At 64.5% G+C, this 14,278-nt stretch carries 12 protein-coding genes and 1 pseudogene; 5 read left to right on the top strand and 8 right to left on the bottom strand.

Annotated elements, in window-relative coordinates; all coding sequences use genetic code 11:
* Both glmS and ACLL97_RS15595 read left to right on the top strand, forming a co-directional pair.
* Entirely contained in the window at positions 1–1,827 is a 1,827-nt protein-coding gene (gene glmS / locus ACLL97_RS15600; RefSeq protein ID WP_411281401.1) for a glutamine--fructose-6-phosphate transaminase (isomerizing), read from the top strand.
* A gap of 50 nt (positions 1,828–1,877) precedes the next feature.
* Positions 1,878–3,494, top strand: coding sequence for a peptide chain release factor 3 (locus tag ACLL97_RS15595; RefSeq protein ID WP_411281400.1), 1,617 nt, complete (start codon positions 1,878–1,880; stop codon positions 3,492–3,494).
* A 166-nt stretch (positions 3,495–3,660) separates the two neighbouring features.
* Here the strand turns inward: ACLL97_RS15595 and ACLL97_RS15590 are convergent, their stop codons facing one another.
* The gene (locus ACLL97_RS15590) at positions 3,661–5,247 is read right to left on the bottom strand and encodes a hypothetical protein (protein ID WP_411281399.1); all 1,587 of its coding nucleotides are present in this window, start codon (positions 5,245–5,247) and stop codon (positions 3,661–3,663) included.
* 59 nt (positions 5,248–5,306) lie between these two features.
* On the opposite strand from ACLL97_RS15590, the gene dtd reads away from it, so the two are divergent.
* Positions 5,307–5,810, top strand: a complete 504-nt coding sequence (dtd, locus tag ACLL97_RS15585) for a D-aminoacyl-tRNA deacylase (protein ID WP_411281398.1) — start codon at positions 5,307–5,309, stop codon at positions 5,808–5,810.
* A 90-nt stretch (positions 5,811–5,900) separates the two neighbouring features.
* Here dtd and ACLL97_RS15580 read toward each other — a convergent pair whose 3' ends face one another.
* Positions 5,901–7,091, bottom strand: a complete 1,191-nt coding sequence (locus ACLL97_RS15580; protein ID WP_411281397.1) for a trans-sulfuration enzyme family protein — start codon at positions 7,089–7,091, stop codon at positions 5,901–5,903.
* A gap of 47 nt (positions 7,092–7,138) precedes the next feature.
* Here ACLL97_RS15580 and ACLL97_RS15575 point away from each other — a divergent pair, with 47 nt between their 5' ends.
* A complete protein-coding gene (locus ACLL97_RS15575) occupies positions 7,139–7,789 on the top strand; it encodes a Maf family protein (RefSeq protein WP_411281396.1) in 651 nt (216 codons plus the stop codon).
* On the opposite strand, the gene ACLL97_RS15570 is transcribed toward ACLL97_RS15575, so the two are convergent.
* The 4 genes from ACLL97_RS15570 to ACLL97_RS15555 are packed head-to-tail and all read right to left on the bottom strand — an operon-like array spanning position 7,755 to position 12,728.
* Complete coding sequence (locus ACLL97_RS15570) at positions 7,755–8,813, bottom strand: glycosyltransferase family 9 protein (RefSeq protein WP_411281395.1); 1,059 nt, start codon at positions 8,811–8,813, stop codon at positions 7,755–7,757. The genes ACLL97_RS15575 and ACLL97_RS15570 overlap by 35 nt on opposite strands.
* Before the next feature lies 1 nt (position 8,814).
* On the bottom strand, positions 8,815–9,594 hold the full coding sequence (locus tag ACLL97_RS15565) for a lipopolysaccharide kinase InaA family protein (protein ID WP_411281394.1): 780 nt from the start codon (positions 9,592–9,594) through the stop codon (positions 8,815–8,817).
* Positions 9,591–11,216, bottom strand: a complete 1,626-nt coding sequence (locus tag ACLL97_RS15560; RefSeq protein ID WP_411281393.1) for an adenylate/guanylate cyclase domain-containing protein — start codon at positions 11,214–11,216, stop codon at positions 9,591–9,593. The genes ACLL97_RS15565 and ACLL97_RS15560 overlap by 4 nt, the downstream gene beginning before the upstream one ends.
* Positions 11,217–11,222: 6 nt before the next feature.
* Positions 11,223–12,728, bottom strand: a complete 1,506-nt coding sequence (locus ACLL97_RS15555) for an anthranilate synthase component I family protein (RefSeq protein ID WP_411281392.1) — start codon at positions 12,726–12,728, stop codon at positions 11,223–11,225.
* A gap of 56 nt (positions 12,729–12,784) precedes the next feature.
* Between ACLL97_RS15555 and ACLL97_RS15550 the strand changes: the two genes are divergently transcribed.
* On the top strand, positions 12,785–13,309 hold the full coding sequence (locus ACLL97_RS15550) for an NUDIX domain-containing protein (protein WP_411281391.1): 525 nt from the start codon (positions 12,785–12,787) through the stop codon (positions 13,307–13,309).
* Positions 13,310–13,333: 24 nt separating this feature from the next.
* Here ACLL97_RS15550 and ACLL97_RS15545 read toward each other — a convergent pair whose 3' ends face one another.
* On the bottom strand, positions 13,334–14,023 hold the full coding sequence (locus ACLL97_RS15545) for a hypothetical protein (RefSeq protein ID WP_411281390.1): 690 nt from the start codon (positions 14,021–14,023) through the stop codon (positions 13,334–13,336).
* Positions 14,020–14,278 (bottom strand): annotated as a pseudogene (locus ACLL97_RS15540) (hypothetical protein); the annotation flags it as partial. The pseudogene ACLL97_RS15540 and the gene ACLL97_RS15545, both read right to left, overlap by 4 nt.

The following is a 14,278-nucleotide window of genomic DNA, read 5'->3' as shown; positions in this document are numbered from 1 at the left end:
ATGTGCGGAATCGTCGGTTACGTTGGTGATCGGATCGCGACTCCCATGCTGCTCGAAGGGCTCAAGCGCCTCGAGTATCGTGGGTATGACTCGGCGGGCGTCGCCATTATGAACGGCAAAGGTGTGGAAACGCGCCGGGCGGCGGGCAAGATCTCTCGGCTCGAAGCGGTAATCGCCAACGATCCGCCCCTGGGCACGTTGGGTATCGCGCATACCCGTTGGGCGACGCATGGGCCGCCGACAGAAATCAACGCGCACCCGCACGCGAGCCAGAACGGCAAGATCGCGGTGGTACACAACGGCATCATCGAGAACGCCACCGCGCTCAAGGCCGGACTGGAAGCGCGCGGCTACGTGTTCAAGTCGGATACCGATACCGAAGTGCTCGCCCACCTCATCGAGGTGGCGTATGCCGGCAACCTCGAAGCAGCCGTGATTGAAGCGTTGCGTCAGTGCGATGGCACCTACGGCTTGGCGGCGATCACGAGTGACGAAAAGGACAAGATCGTGGCCGCACGGAAAGGCAGTCCACTGCTGATCGGTGTGGGCGAGGGCGAGTACTTCGTGGCCTCCGACGCGTCGGCGATTCTCGCCCATACGCGCAACGTGGTGTATCTGGATGACGGTGACATCGCCGTCATCACGCGCGATGGCTACAAAGTGCTCGACCTCGATTCGGCGATCCGCGACAAGCCGGTCACGCGTATCGACTGGGATCTGCAGCAGATCGAGCGCGGCGGGTATCCGCACTTCATGCTGAAGGAAATCTTCGAACAGCCGACGACGGTGGAAAACACCATGCGCGGCCGTCTCATCCTCGAAGAAGGCTTCTCGAAGCTCGGTGGTCTGAACATTTCGAAGGAGGACCTGCTCAAGGTCGACAACATCATCATCACCGCCTGTGGTACGAGTTGGCACTCGGCACTGATCGGCGAAATGATGATCGAAGAGTTGTGCCGTATCCCCGTCGAAGTCGAGTACGCATCGGAGTTTCGCTATCGCAATCCGATTGTCACGCCGACAACGCTCTGCATCGTGATCTCGCAGTCGGGCGAAACGGCGGATACGCTCGCTGCCATGCGCGAAGCGAAGCGACGTGGTGCGCGGACGCTTGGACTGGTGAACGTGGTCGGTTCCACGATCGCGCGCGAAGACGACGGCGGCATTTACCTGCACGCCGGTCCTGAAATCGGCGTGGCCTCGACCAAGGCGTTCACGAGTCAGGTGGTCGCGCTGGCGCTGTTCACGCTCAAGCTCGCGCGCTTGAAGAATCTGAGCGTGGCGCGCGGTCGCGAAATCGCGCAGGCGCTGGCGGACCTGCCGGCGCAGATCCAGTCCATTCTCGATCGTGCCGAGGAAATCGAGAACCTCGCCGAAGAGTTCAAGCGGGCGACCAATTTCCTGTACCTCGGACGCGGCTACAATTTCCCGGCGGCGCTCGAAGGCGCGCTCAAGCTCAAAGAAATCTCGTACATCCACGCCGAAGGGTATCCGGCGGCCGAGATGAAGCACGGCCCCATCGCGCTCATCGACGAGATGATGCCCGTGGTCTGCATTGCCCCGCACGACGCCGTATTCGACAAGATCACGTCGAATATTCAGGAGGTAAAGGCACGCAAGGGCAAAATTATCGCGATCACCACGCGCGAAGAGCCGGCGTTGGCCGGGAAGCTCGATTACGAGTTCCGGATCCCGGAAACGGTAGACCTGCTCACGCCCATCCTGGCGAGCGTACCGCTGCAGTTGCTGGCCTACTACATCGCGGTCAAGCGCGGCTGCAACGTAGACCAGCCGCGAAACCTCGCCAAGTCGGTGACGGTGGAGTAGCCAGCCGCGGTGCCGTTTCGAATACCCGTCCGGGGCGCTTAGCTTTCGGGATGACTGACGCTGTCTCTCCTGATGTTGCCGCTGAACGCCTCGCGCACGAAATCTCCCGTCGCCGGACTTTTGCGATCATTTCGCACCCCGACGCCGGTAAGACCACGCTCACCGAGAAACTGCTCCTGTACGGTGGTGCCATCCACCTGGCAGGCTCGGTAAAGGCGCGGCGTGCCACACGGCATGCCACGTCCGACTGGATGAAGCTGGAGCAGGAGCGCGGCATTTCGGTGACCAGCTCCGTGCTGCAGTTCGAGTACCTGGGGTATCAGCTCAATCTGCTCGATACGCCTGGGCACGAAGACTTCTCCGAAGATACGTATCGCACTTTGGTCGCGGCCGACTGCGCGATCATGCTGCTCGACAACCGTCGCGGCGTCGAAGAGCGCACGCGGCAGCTGTTCGACGTCTGCAAGCGGCGTCGCACCCCGATCTTCACCCTGGTGAACAAGTGCGATCGGCACGGCGAAGATCCGCTCAAGCTCATTCAGGATGTCGAATCGGATCTCGGCATCGACTGTTTCGCGGCGACATGGCCGGTATTCGACAACGACGTCTTCGTCGGGGTGTACGATCGTCTGAAGCGCGAAGTGCACCTGTTCGAGCGCAGCGGTGATCGCGGCGCCACGCGGGCCGACGACACGATCGTGAGCATCGACGACGGGGCGCTCATCGAGACGATGGGCGAAAGCGCGTTCGATCGGCTCATGACCGATATCGCGCTGCTCGATGCCGCCGGTCACACGTACGATCACGACCGCGTGATCGCCGGTTCGCTCACGCCGGTCTTCTTCGGCTCCGCGCTCACGAACTTCGGTATCGAGCCGTTTCTCCGCGAGTTTCTCGAGCTGGCGCCGGCGCCGGGACCGCGCGAAACGAACACCGGCAACGTGGCGCCAGAGAGCACCGAGTTCACGGGCTTCGTGTTCAAGATCCAGGCGAACATGGATCCGAAGCATCGCGACCGCGTGGCGTTCGTGCGCATCGTGTCCGGACACTTCGTCGCGAACATGCAGGTGCTGCATCAGCGCAGCGGAAAGCCGATCCGGCTGGCCGCGCCGCAGCAGTTCATGGCGCGCGATCGCGTCAGCATCGAAGAGGCGTGGCCCGGTGACGTGATCGGCATCATGGATCGTGGTAACCTTCGCATCGGCGACACGCTGGGTGGCGACGGGAAGCTCGAATTTCAGGGCATTCCGCGCTTCCCCCCCGAGCACTTCGCCCGCGCCATTCCCGCCGATCCACTCAAGCGCAAGCAGTTCGACAGCGGCCTGCGTCAGCTCACGGAAGAGGGCGCGGCCCAGGTGTTCTTCGCCGAGACCTCCGCCGGCTCACAGCCCATTGTGGGCGCCGTGGGGCAGCTGCAGTTCGACGTGATGGCGTTCCGTCTCGAGCACGAGTACGCCGCGCCGTGCAAGTTCGAGAAGATGACGTATCGCTGGCCGCGCTGGATCACGGGACCGAAAGCCGACGTGGAGCGAGTGGCCACGGGTCAGGGACGTCTCAAGCTGTTCGACCACAAGGGACATGTGGTCGTGCTCTTCTCCGATGCGTGGGCACTGCGTCGCGCCCTGCAGCACGAGACGAGTGTGGTGTTCCACGAAACGGCTCCTTAAGCGCTGTTCGGCGCGGGGCGCTGTCACGCGGGAAGCTGCTGGGTGAGCAACGTGTAAACGACAAACGGAAGTACCGCTTCGGCGCCGGCAGCGATGGTGGTCACCGTCGCTGAGCGGTCCGAAGCGGTACTTCCGTTTTCGACTACACCTTCCTCACCAATCGACTTCAGGTCGGAACTGACTCCGTTGCCAGCGTGGCCGCGGCCACTTCGATCTGGCGTCCGACATGGCCGATGACAAAGCCGCCGTCTTCCGACGACGTGAAGTAGATGCGCAGACACGTGAGCGGATTGGCGCCCTTGCGCAGCTGGTCGGCGCATTCGATCTCGCGCTCGCCATCACGGAAGATGTACGGTGTCTTACGGCTGCCGTCGGACGGTCCTGGCGAGAAATCCACGCCGAGGTCGGTGAAGACGTCGCCCAATGGGCGACCAAGTGCGCGGTCTTGGCGACGACGGCCTACTTCGCCGAGGGCCTTCAGGTACGACCACGCCGTATCGGGGTCGGGGAAGGACGACTCGCGAGACGCGGCGAAGGCCGATGGAAGCAGGCGGAGCGCATCGGAATACAGTGCCTGCGCGCGCTCAACCGCTTCGAGCACCGACTGCGGGGCATCGCTGGCCGGCTTGGAAATCGGTTGGCGTTCCTTGTGGGCGGCCAACGTCGTACGGAGCGCTCGGGCCGACGCGCGCTCGGCCTCCAGCTGCTCACGGGACTCAACCAGGCGTTCGCGGGTGCGTGAAAGCTCACCCTCGGCGGCGCGGACCGCGTCCTCGTACTGCCGGACCAGCGAGATCAGCTGACCCTTGTCCATTTCCACACCCGACTCGGCGGCGGCGAGCGCCTCCGCGGCATCTGGGCGCTTGCCATACGTGGACGCCCGCTGATCGCGAAGCGTATCCACGATGGCCGGGTCGGAGAACGGACGCTGTACCGAGACTTCGGCCAAGCGCTGGACCAGCCGGCGACGTTCGCCGGGGAGCGCCAAGGCGCGCGCCAGCACCAAGGGATGCTGAAACGGATCGGACTCGAGCGTGAAGCCGGGCAAGTAGGCGCGCGCCGAACCGAGGAACACACTCCGCGCATGTCCGCCCACGGCGTCGGAAAGGGCAAAGGTGTCGGAATGGCGCAGCATGAAACAAAGGCCGAGTCCGAACATCTCCGCGGCGAACTGTTCGGGTGGGAGCACGTAGCCGCCGTCGGGCAGTTCGGTGAGGAGCAGCACCGGCATCGTACGGGCCGGATCGCAGAGCACGAAGCGCACAAAGGCGTCCAGCGTCCCGGCCTCGAGCTGCGTCGGCACGCGCTGCAGCGGACCGTCGTTGGACACGAGCGTGAACTGCGTGTCGAGCTCGGAGAGCAGCCGGGGCGGTCGCACCGGCGGAGGCGCGCCATTGCTGAGGCCTCCGTCAGTGCCGACGCGGAGGTTCACCTGACGGTGCAACGCTCCGCTCGTACTGGTGGTCACCACGTAGGTGACGTGCGTGGACCACTGCAGCGACCGATCGAGCGGATCGGGCGCGTGCACCACAATGTCAGCCAGCGCCGATCCGCCTTCGCGGTATGGCGCCCACCGAAGGATCCGTCCACCATCAAGCGTGTGATTGGATGGAGTCTCCCAGCTTAACTGCTGCCCCTGATCGAGCCCGAGCCACGCAACGCAAGCGGCGAGGAAAGCAGAGTCAGCATCCGTGGCCGAAGAACGCGGCGTCAGGTCAAAGTGTAGGGCAAGTCGTGGTTGCACGGTCGTCATGATTGACATTTTTCCTTTGCACTTCCGAGAATCGGAGTGCAATGCCAGACTTTCGCGCTATGCGAATTTTACTTCAGCGAGTCAGCAGGGCCGAAGTACGTGTTCGTTCGGACGATCTCGAAGTGGAATCGAGGGTCTCCGGGCGCATCGGGTCTGGTTATCTGCTTTTGGTGGGGTTTACGCACAGGGACACCGAGGCGGAACTCCGATGGATGGCCGACAAGATCGTTGGCCTTCGCCTGTTCGCAGACACCGACGGGAAACTTAATCACGATATTACCCAGTGCGCAGGTATGCTCTTGGTCGTATCGCAGTTCACGCTATACGCCGACGTCAGAAAGGGAAAGCGTCCAAGCTTTATCGACGCCGCCCGACCGGAAATCGCTATTCCGTTATATAACCAATTCGTGATGCTTTTGCGCCAGCACGAGATGGTTGTCGAAACAGGGGAATTCGGCGCCACCATGGACGTGGAGCTGGTAAATGATGGACCCGTCACAATGTGGCTTGAGCGAGAAGCCGCTCCGCCCGACGACGAGCGGCATGAGAACCGACCGCGGTGACCGTTGTCACAGGTGCGGCATCTGCCGGTGTTACTGAAGCATTTGCCATGCCACGGCGTGTCATCCTGCCGCTTGCCACAACGCATGGCGTTATGACGCTGCGCGCGCGCGCCCGAGCGCCTGTTCCAGATCCGCAATGATGTCGGCGACGTGCTCGAGGCCAACGCTAACCCGAATCATCCCATCGGAAATTCCGACCGCGTGGCGCTCGACCGGGGTTAGCTTCGAATGCGTGGTCGAGGCCGGGTGCGTCACGATGGTCCGGGTGTCGCCGAGATTTGCCGAGTGCGACACCATCTCTACGGCATCGAGAAACCGCTGCCCCGCCTCGAGACCTCCTTCCACCTCCAACACCACGATGCCGCCGCCCTGCGACATCTGTGCGCGGGCTAACTCGTGTTGTGGATGTGACGGCAAAAATGGATAGCGCACCGCGGTTAGTGCCGGATGCCCCTCAAAGTGCTGCGCGAGTGCGAGCGCGTTCGAACAATGGCGATCCATGCGAACGGCCAGCGTCTCGAGTGACTTGGACAGCAGCCAGGCGTTGAACGCACTCATCGCCGGGCCGGTGTGCCGTGCGAAGAAGCGGCAGTCCGCGATGTACGACCTGTCACCCACGATTGCGCCGCCAAGTGCGCGTCCCTGTCCGTCGATGTACTTGGTGGCCGAGTGAATTACGACGTTCGCCCCGAGAGCAAGCGGCCGTTGCAGATACGGCGTGGCAAAACAGTTGTCGACCACCAGCGGAATGCCGCGCGAGGCAGCGAAGTCGCCAAGCCACTGCAAATCGAGCAATTCCAAGCCGGGGTTCGACGGCGTTTCGACAAAGATCACCTTCGTGGTCGGACGTACCAGTCGCTCCCACGACGCCGGATCGGAGGCGTCGGCATAGTCGCAGGAGACGCCCCACTTGGGCAGGATACGCATGAAGATCTGGTGCGTCGAACCGAACAGCGCACGCGAGGCCAGGACGTGGTCGCCGGCAGAGACGCGAGCCGCGATCGCCGTGAACACGGCCGACATCCCGGACGATGTGGCGATGCCGTCTTCGCCGCCTTCGAGCAGGCAGAGTTTGCGCACGAACTCGTCGGTGTTCGGATTCGCGTAGCGACTGTAGATGTTGCCCGCCGCCTCCTCCGTGAACAGCGCGCGCGCATGCTCGGCGTCGTCGAATAGAAAGCTCGACGTCAGATAGAGCGGTACGGAGTGCTCACGCTCGGCGGAGATAGGCGCCTGCGTGCGGATGGCGAGCGTCTCGAAATGGGCCTGTTCGTCAGACATGCGCGGGTGGGATGCGAGGAGAATTGTCGTCGTCTAAACTTACACGCATGGCTACCTCCGCTCTTGCCTTGTCCGCTCCGGGAACCCGTCCCCGAGTGATCCTCGCCTCCCAGTCACCGCGCCGCCGGGATCTGCTCGCGCTGATCGGAATTCCCCATGACGTGCACCCCGCCGACGTGGACGAATCGGTGCATCCCGACGAGGCACCGGTGCCGCATTGCGAGCGGCTCGCGCGGGACAAGGTGCACGCGCTGGCGGTCCGCCATCCCGAGGCGGTCGTCATCGGCTCGGATACCATTGTCGTGATCGACGGTGACATTCTGGGCAAGCCGGGCGACCGGTCGGAGGCCATCGCGATGCTCACGCGCCTGAGTGGACGAACGCACACGGTATTCACGGCCGTGGCCGTCGCGCATGGCGGCGTGACGCTGTCCGGGGTCGAGTCGGTCTCGGTGACTTTTCGTCCGCTCGATGCGGCACAGATCGCCGCCTACGTTGACACCGGCGAGCCGATGGACAAAGCCGGTGCCTATGGCATTCAGGGGTTCGGCGCGACCAATGTAGAGCGCATCGATGGTGACTACTTCGCGGTGATGGGACTGCCGCTTGGCCGCATGGTCGGACTGCTGCGTGATCTGGGGTTCCACTACGCGTTTGGACCGCTCACGGTCGCCGATAGCGTTCCTGCCAGCGCGTGAGCATCGCGCGTACGTCATCCACCGAAATGCGCTCCATGCGGTCTTCGCGATAGGTCGTATCGAGTGGATAGTCTTCGTCGGGATCGCCGTAGGCGTCGATCATCAGATCGCGGGAGAAGTCGTACGGTCCGACGCGCTTGGGGTTGGTGTATCCGAGCAGCGAAATGACCGGCGTGCGCAGCGCGACCGCCAGATGAAGGGGGCCGGTATCCGGTGAGAGCGCCACGGCCGCGCCGTCGAGGATCGCCGCGAGCCGACGCAGGCCACTGCCCAACGCCGAGTGCGCCATCGGCGCATGGCGCAGGATGACTGCCTCGGCGGCGACTTCGCGCGGCGAGCGTCCGCCAACGAGCACTGGCTGCAGGCCGAAGTCGTTCCAGAGCAGGTGGCAGACGGCCGCCCATCGCTCGGGCATCCAGTCTTTCGCGACTTTGCTGGTGGCCACGACGATCGGCGCGATGGGACGATCGAACTGCGCGTGAAAGTCGCGCTGCCAGCGCCGCTCGTCATCGTTCCACGGTCCGAGCGTCCATTGCGGTACGCCATGCGGGACGCCGAGCGCCTCGAGGAACTCGAAGTACTGGTCCTGGACATGCTGCCCGGCATGCGGTGCAATGCGATGCGTTGTGAACATCCAGTTCGCGTCGCGCGCGCGCGCGCGGTCGAATCCAAGCTTCAACGGCGCGTGCGTGAAGCTGGTGATGAGGCCGGCCTTGAAATACACTTGTAACGCCAGTACGACGTCGAATCGGCGGGAGGCGAGCTCGCGACGGGTGTGCAGAAACGCCGTCCATCCCTTCGAACGATCGAACAGCACGATATCGTCTACCAGTGGATGGCCGCGCACCAGGGTGGCCGGTCCCGGCTGCAGCACCCACGTGATTCGCGACGTCGGCGAATGCGCCTTGATCGCGTGAATGATGGGCATGACGTGCACGGCATCACCGACCGCGCTCATCATCACGATACCGACGCGATCGAGAGTGAAGGGCGGCAGGGACGGGGGCGCGGCAGGCACGATCACGCTAGCGTTCATGGGGGCCGGAAGCAGACGTCAGTTCGGCGGTCACGGCATCGCTGAACGCCGCGATTCTCGAGTCGGTCACGTCACACCCAAAGTGCGCACGCCATTTGCGCACCGACCGCGTGAGGCGAGCAACATTTGCCCGCATGGTTGCGCTTGGTGCGCGGTTGTCGTCCCATCGCACGACATCGACGTCGATAATCAACGCTTCGACGCCGCCGGACGCGGGGCGCAGCAGAATGTTCTTGACGTTGAGATCGGGATGGATGACACCGTGGCTGGCCAACTGCATGAGCAGCCGCTGCGTCGCCGACAACGCGGTCTCGCAATCGACAAACGGCGCGAGTCCGGCGAGTACCATGCCGAGATCGGCGGCGTCGGCCACATAGCGGGTGACGACGTCCACATGACAGAGCCCGAACGACGCCGGATAGCGCGCGAAGCCGAGCACCTCGGTGGTCGGAATGCCGGCCGCGAGCAGCGCGGCCGAACGCTCCATTTCTATGGGGGCGCGCGTGGGGCGTCGAAAGCGGTCGGCGGTGAGCGGCGCCAGAACGCCGCCGTGCCAACCGTGTCGGACCACGACTTGAATGCCGCACGCGGGGAGCGTGGCGACATACACCGGCGCCCGTCCGCGCATTGCGCGTGGCTGCGGTTGCTCCGCGGCCCAGTCGTACAGCGTATCGTGCTCGCGCACGAGCTCGGACAGATCATCGAGCACCACTGGCATACCGGTGACGTCAGCGGTACCAACGGCTCGGGTACGCGTCGCTTCAATCACGAGGCCGTCCAGGAGGCCGTCACCTGCCACACGTCCTGCGGCGCACCATGCTGTCGTGCCACGGCGAGCTCGGTTCGCGGCGCGCAGAGGTTGGGGTCGGCAAGTTCGGTGCGCACCGCGTCGCTCACGAGAATTTCTCCGCCGCCAGCCAAACTGCACAGCCGGTTCGCGACATTGACGGTGTCGCCGATAAGCGTGAACTCGAGACGACGCGGCGAACCGATGTTGCCCACGAAGGCGTCGCCGGTGTGAATGCCAATGCCGACACTGAGGACGGGCCGTCCTTCGGACGCCCAGCGCGCGTTCAGGAACTCCAGCGCGTGTTGCATGTCGAGCGCTGCCGCCACGGCACGCGCGGCATCATGCTCTCCGGCTTCCGGGACGCCCCAGTACGCCATGATCGCATCGCCGATGAACTTGTCGAGCGCGCCCTGGTGCCGAAACACGCAATCGACCATCGCACCGAAGTATTCGTTCAACTGATCGGCCATCTGGGTGGGCGGCAGCGATTCGGCAATCGTGGTGAAGCCGCGGATATCGCTGAACAGCACCACCACGTGTTGGCGCGATCCGCCCGGTGCCACCCGGCCGGTGCTGTCGGCAATGCGCAGGGCAATCTGCGGCGCGAAGTAGCGCTCAAAGTTCGCACGTACGCGGGCCGCCTGCTGCAATCGTGCCGTCGAGGCTTCGCGCTCCACGGCCGCGGAGGCGATGCCGGCGAAGGCGACCAGAAACGCCAGATCCTCATCGGTGAACACATCCGTTTCGCGCAAATGGTCCACGTATAGCACACCGAGCGTTGTCTGTTGCTCCCCGATCAGTGGAGCCGCCATCGCCGATTGCACCGCCTGCTGCAACACCGACGCCCCGGCCGTGCGCGCATCGGATCCGGCGTCGTTGGTGAGTAGCGCAACCTGTCGTTCGGCCACACCATTGGCGATTGCCCGCGGCACGGGACGTGGAATGTTGCCGCGTCGATCGCGCGATACCCGAGTCTGCAGCAGGCCGTCGGCATCTCGAAGGAGAATCGCGACACGGTCGGCGTCGAAGCTGCGAAACAGGTCGCCGGCGAGTGCTTCCAGCAGCGCATCGAGATCGGTTGGGCCACCGAGGTGTTGCGCGATCCCGACCAGCTGCGCGAGCCGCGCGGTGGCTTGGGCATGTCCGGCGGTGATATGCGCCACGTCGGCCAGCGACTGCTCGCGTGACGGCACGCTGCGTTCAAACAACACCGTCGCACTACCATCGAGCGGCGATGTGGGCGAGGCGGACGGCGACCCCGGCGGCGATGACAAGGGAGACGCCGAGGGCGATGCGAGGCGCGCTCCGGTGACGTCCTGATGCAGCAACGTGAAGGCGACGGTTCCGAACGCCAACGTGTCGCCGGGTACGACCGTGGCGCGCTGCACGCGAGCGCCGTTCACCCAAGTGCCGTTGCGCGACTCGAGATCCCGCACTTCAAGCGTGCCCGACTCGGTCAGGCGCAGGTCGGCGTGACGGCGCGACACCGCCGGATCGAGAATCGGTAGCGTGCACGACAGCTCACGCCCGGCTACGAAGCTGGTGCGTCCCGTGAGCGGGAAGCGCCGGTCACCCGACGTGGAGACGAGCACGAGTGTCATGCGCGCTTACGACGCCGCACGAGCGCGGCCAATAGCGGTGAGCAGCGCACGGGCCTTGTTCTCTGTTTCGGCCCATTCGCTTTCCGCCACCGAATCATGGACGATGCCGGCGCCCGCTTGTACCGATGCCACCCCGTCGGCGATCACGCAGGTTCGGATCGTGATCGCCAGATCCATGCGGGTGTCTCCGGCACCGATAAAGCCGATGGCGCCGGCGTAGGCGCCGCGGCGTTCGGGCTCGAGTTCGTCGATGATCTCCATGGCGCGAACCTTCGGAGCACCGGTCATCGTGCCGGCGGGGAACACTGCACGGAAGGCATCGAGCGCGCTCGATCCGTCGGCCAGTTCGCCTTCGACCTGACTCACGATGTGAAACACATGCGAGTAGCGCTCGACCGTCATGAGGTCGGTCACGCGCACGGTCCCATAGCGCGCGAGCCGACCCACATCGTTGCGGCCAAGATCCACCAGCATCACGTGCTCGGCCCGTTCCTTCTCGTCGGCCAGCAGTTCGGCCGCCAGTGCGGCGTCTTCCTCGGCCGTCTTCCCGCGTGGACGCGTGCCGGCGATCGGACGCACCGTGAGACGACCGTCAGCCACCCGTACCAACAGCTCTGGCGAGCTGCCCACGAGCTCCATGCCGTCGAGCATGAGGTGGTACATGTACGGCGACGGATTGAGCGCACGCAGCGAGCGATACAGCGTGGTCGTGTCGAAGTCGAGCGCCACCGACATGCGACGGGCGAGCAATGTCTGGAAGACATCGCCGGACAGGATGTATTCCTTGATGCGCCCCACGTCGCGGATGAAATCCTCGCGTGCGTAGTTCGACTGCGCGACGGCGGCCGGTGCCGACTCATTGAGCGTGAGTGGCGGCAGCACGTCCGGCCCCTGCAAGCGCCCGATGGTGTCGGCCAGGGTGTATACCGCTTCGGCGTGTAGCGCCTCGAGCGCCTCGTCGGTCACGCCGGCCGGCACCGGCACCGATACGATCACGCGAGCCTGTCCGCGCCAGTTGTCGATGACCACCAGCGCCTTCGTGAACACGAAGCAGGCGTCGGGATAGCTCAACGCCCGTGGTGGTGCGTGCGGGAGCTTTTCGATGTGCCGCACGACGTCATACGCGAAGAATCCGATGGCGCCGCTCCACAGCGTTCCGAGCTCCGGTGCCGGCACCGGACGCATGTCGCGTACGAGGTCGCGCAAATCGGCGATAGGATCGGCGGGCATGCGTGCGCCATGCCAACCGTGCGCGTCATCCCAATCCTCAACGACGCCTTCGCGCAAGCGCCAGGCGCCACGCGGTTCCGTGCCGAGGTAAGTATACCGCGCCCACGACTCACCACCGGCCGGGGCCGACTCGAGCAGAAAGGCGAATGGGCCACGGCGCAGTTTGGCAAAGGCCGAGACGGGCGTGCAGAGATCGAGCAGGCAGTCGCTCCACACGGGGACAACACCACCGGCGGTACGACACTGCGCGGCACGAGCGCGGAAATCAGCGAGAGCAGTCACAGAGGGAAGTTCGCCGCCGCGCTCGCTGCAGGGCAAGCGACCGGGTAGCATTGGTTATGATCCCTTCGAGTTTCGCCCGGCTCGCACTGCCAGCGGCTGACGTCCAGATCGCGGCTGGTGTGGTCGATGTTGTCGTCCTCGCCCCGGCGCCGCACGGTCGCCGCGATCGCTGGCGGGTGCTCACCCTTCGCCGGGCGGCCGGCGTCCGTTGTACAGGCGCGTGGGAGGTCGTGCATGGCAGCATCGAGCCGGGTGAGCTTCCGGCTGTGGCAGCTCGTCGCGAAGTGTTCGAGGAGACCGGCCTGGTCGTCCAGCGCCTCTACGCCATCTCGGTCAATCCGTTCTACCTTCCCCCGCGCAACACGATTCAGATGGCGGTCGTGTTCGCCGCGGTCGTGGAGCACGCCAGCGTCGTCATGCTGAGCGACGAACATGATTCCAGCGTGTGGCGCACCCCGACGGCGGCGATCAAGTATCTCGCCTGGCCCCGCGAACACGAAGCGGTGCGCTACGCGGTGCACTTGCTGCGCGACGGGGATGCTGGCGCAGTGGAAGACGTGCTGCGCGTTCCCGAGGTGTGACCGCTGGCCTGACGCCGTCTCAGGTCAGATCGGCGGTTTGGGAGCGGACGCCGCGCGCGAGCGCACCAGTGCGCGTTCGCGCTCGATCCGCTGGATCACGCGATTCCAGTCGGTCACGCTGGGGGTGCTTTCCATCAGCGCCGACAGGGGCTGATTCACATCGACCTGTCCGTCGAAAATCAGCAGCGCGGATTGCACTTCGCGCTGTGTCAGGCGGTACTCGCCGAAGCCTGGCGTGATCGGCAGCATATCGAGCGGACGGAAATCGCGCCCGGTGTTGTTGATGATGAACTCTTGCGGTGAGAAGCGCGTTTCGCCCTGCTCCTGTGCGAAGAAGCTCACATACCAAATCGAATAACTGGGCAGGCGGTTCCGCTCCTTCACGGCCAACAGCTCTCGATCCTTGCTCGTCACGAGCTCGCGGAGCGACCGGTACGAATCGGGCGAGAGGAGTCGGATGATTCGCTCGTCGAGTGGTATCGCGCGGACCTGGAGCCCGTTCGCCGGCGACACTTTCAGCGCGATGTCGTCCTGTCGCAGCGTGCCGAAGCCGGCCGGAATCCAGTTCGGGTCGAGCGTGTCAGCCTGCGTGCCCGATTGCCCAGCAGGAGGCATCGTGGGCGGCACCTGCGCGACGATGGTGGACGTCGAAGCACAGGCGCAGAGCACGCTCGCCAGCACGGCCAGCGCAGTGTGTTTAGCGGCATGCATCACGTTGCCCCTGGTTCAATCGGTTCGACGGGGTGTCCTTCCGGCTCGTCGTCGTTGAGTCCATCCGACGACTCCGGAAGCTTCCAGTCGGGAAGCGCGAGCAGGTCGATCAGCGCGGACGCCAGCTCATCGCGGCCAAGTCCGGTGGTGGCGCTGAACGGCACGATCTGATCGATGTCCAATCCGAGAAACTTCGACACGATTTCGAGGCGCGGCGTCACGTCGAGCTTGCGCAACTTGTCGACCTTGGTAACGGCG

This window comes from Gemmatimonas sp., assembly GCF_046594945.1.
In the GTDB taxonomy this organism is placed as follows: Bacteria; Gemmatimonadota; Gemmatimonadetes; order Gemmatimonadales; family Gemmatimonadaceae; genus Gemmatimonas.
This window is presented reverse-complemented; position numbering and strand designations above follow the sequence as displayed.

What these genes read in the sequence shown, in the direction of transcription:
- glmS (WP_411281401.1), top strand. Translation starts at nt 1, where the DNA reads ATGTGCGGAATCGTCGGTTACGTTGGTGATCGGATCGCGACTCCCATG.
- ACLL97_RS15595 (WP_411281400.1), top strand. Translation starts at nt 1,878, where the DNA reads ATGACTGACGCTGTCTCTCCTGATGTTGCCGCTGAACGCCTCGCGCAC.
- ACLL97_RS15590 (WP_411281399.1), bottom strand. Translation starts at nt 5,247, where the DNA reads ATGACGACCGTGCAACCACGACTTGCCCTACACTTTGACCTGACGCCG.
- dtd (WP_411281398.1), top strand. Translation starts at nt 5,307, where the DNA reads ATGCGAATTTTACTTCAGCGAGTCAGCAGGGCCGAAGTACGTGTTCGT.
- ACLL97_RS15580 (WP_411281397.1), bottom strand. Translation starts at nt 7,091, where the DNA reads ATGTCTGACGAACAGGCCCATTTCGAGACGCTCGCCATCCGCACGCAG.
- ACLL97_RS15575 (WP_411281396.1), top strand. Translation starts at nt 7,139, where the DNA reads ATGGCTACCTCCGCTCTTGCCTTGTCCGCTCCGGGAACCCGTCCCCGA.
- ACLL97_RS15560 (WP_411281393.1), bottom strand. Translation starts at nt 11,216, where the DNA reads ATGACACTCGTGCTCGTCTCCACGTCGGGTGACCGGCGCTTCCCGCTC.
- ACLL97_RS15550 (WP_411281391.1), top strand. Translation starts at nt 12,785, where the DNA reads ATGATCCCTTCGAGTTTCGCCCGGCTCGCACTGCCAGCGGCTGACGTC.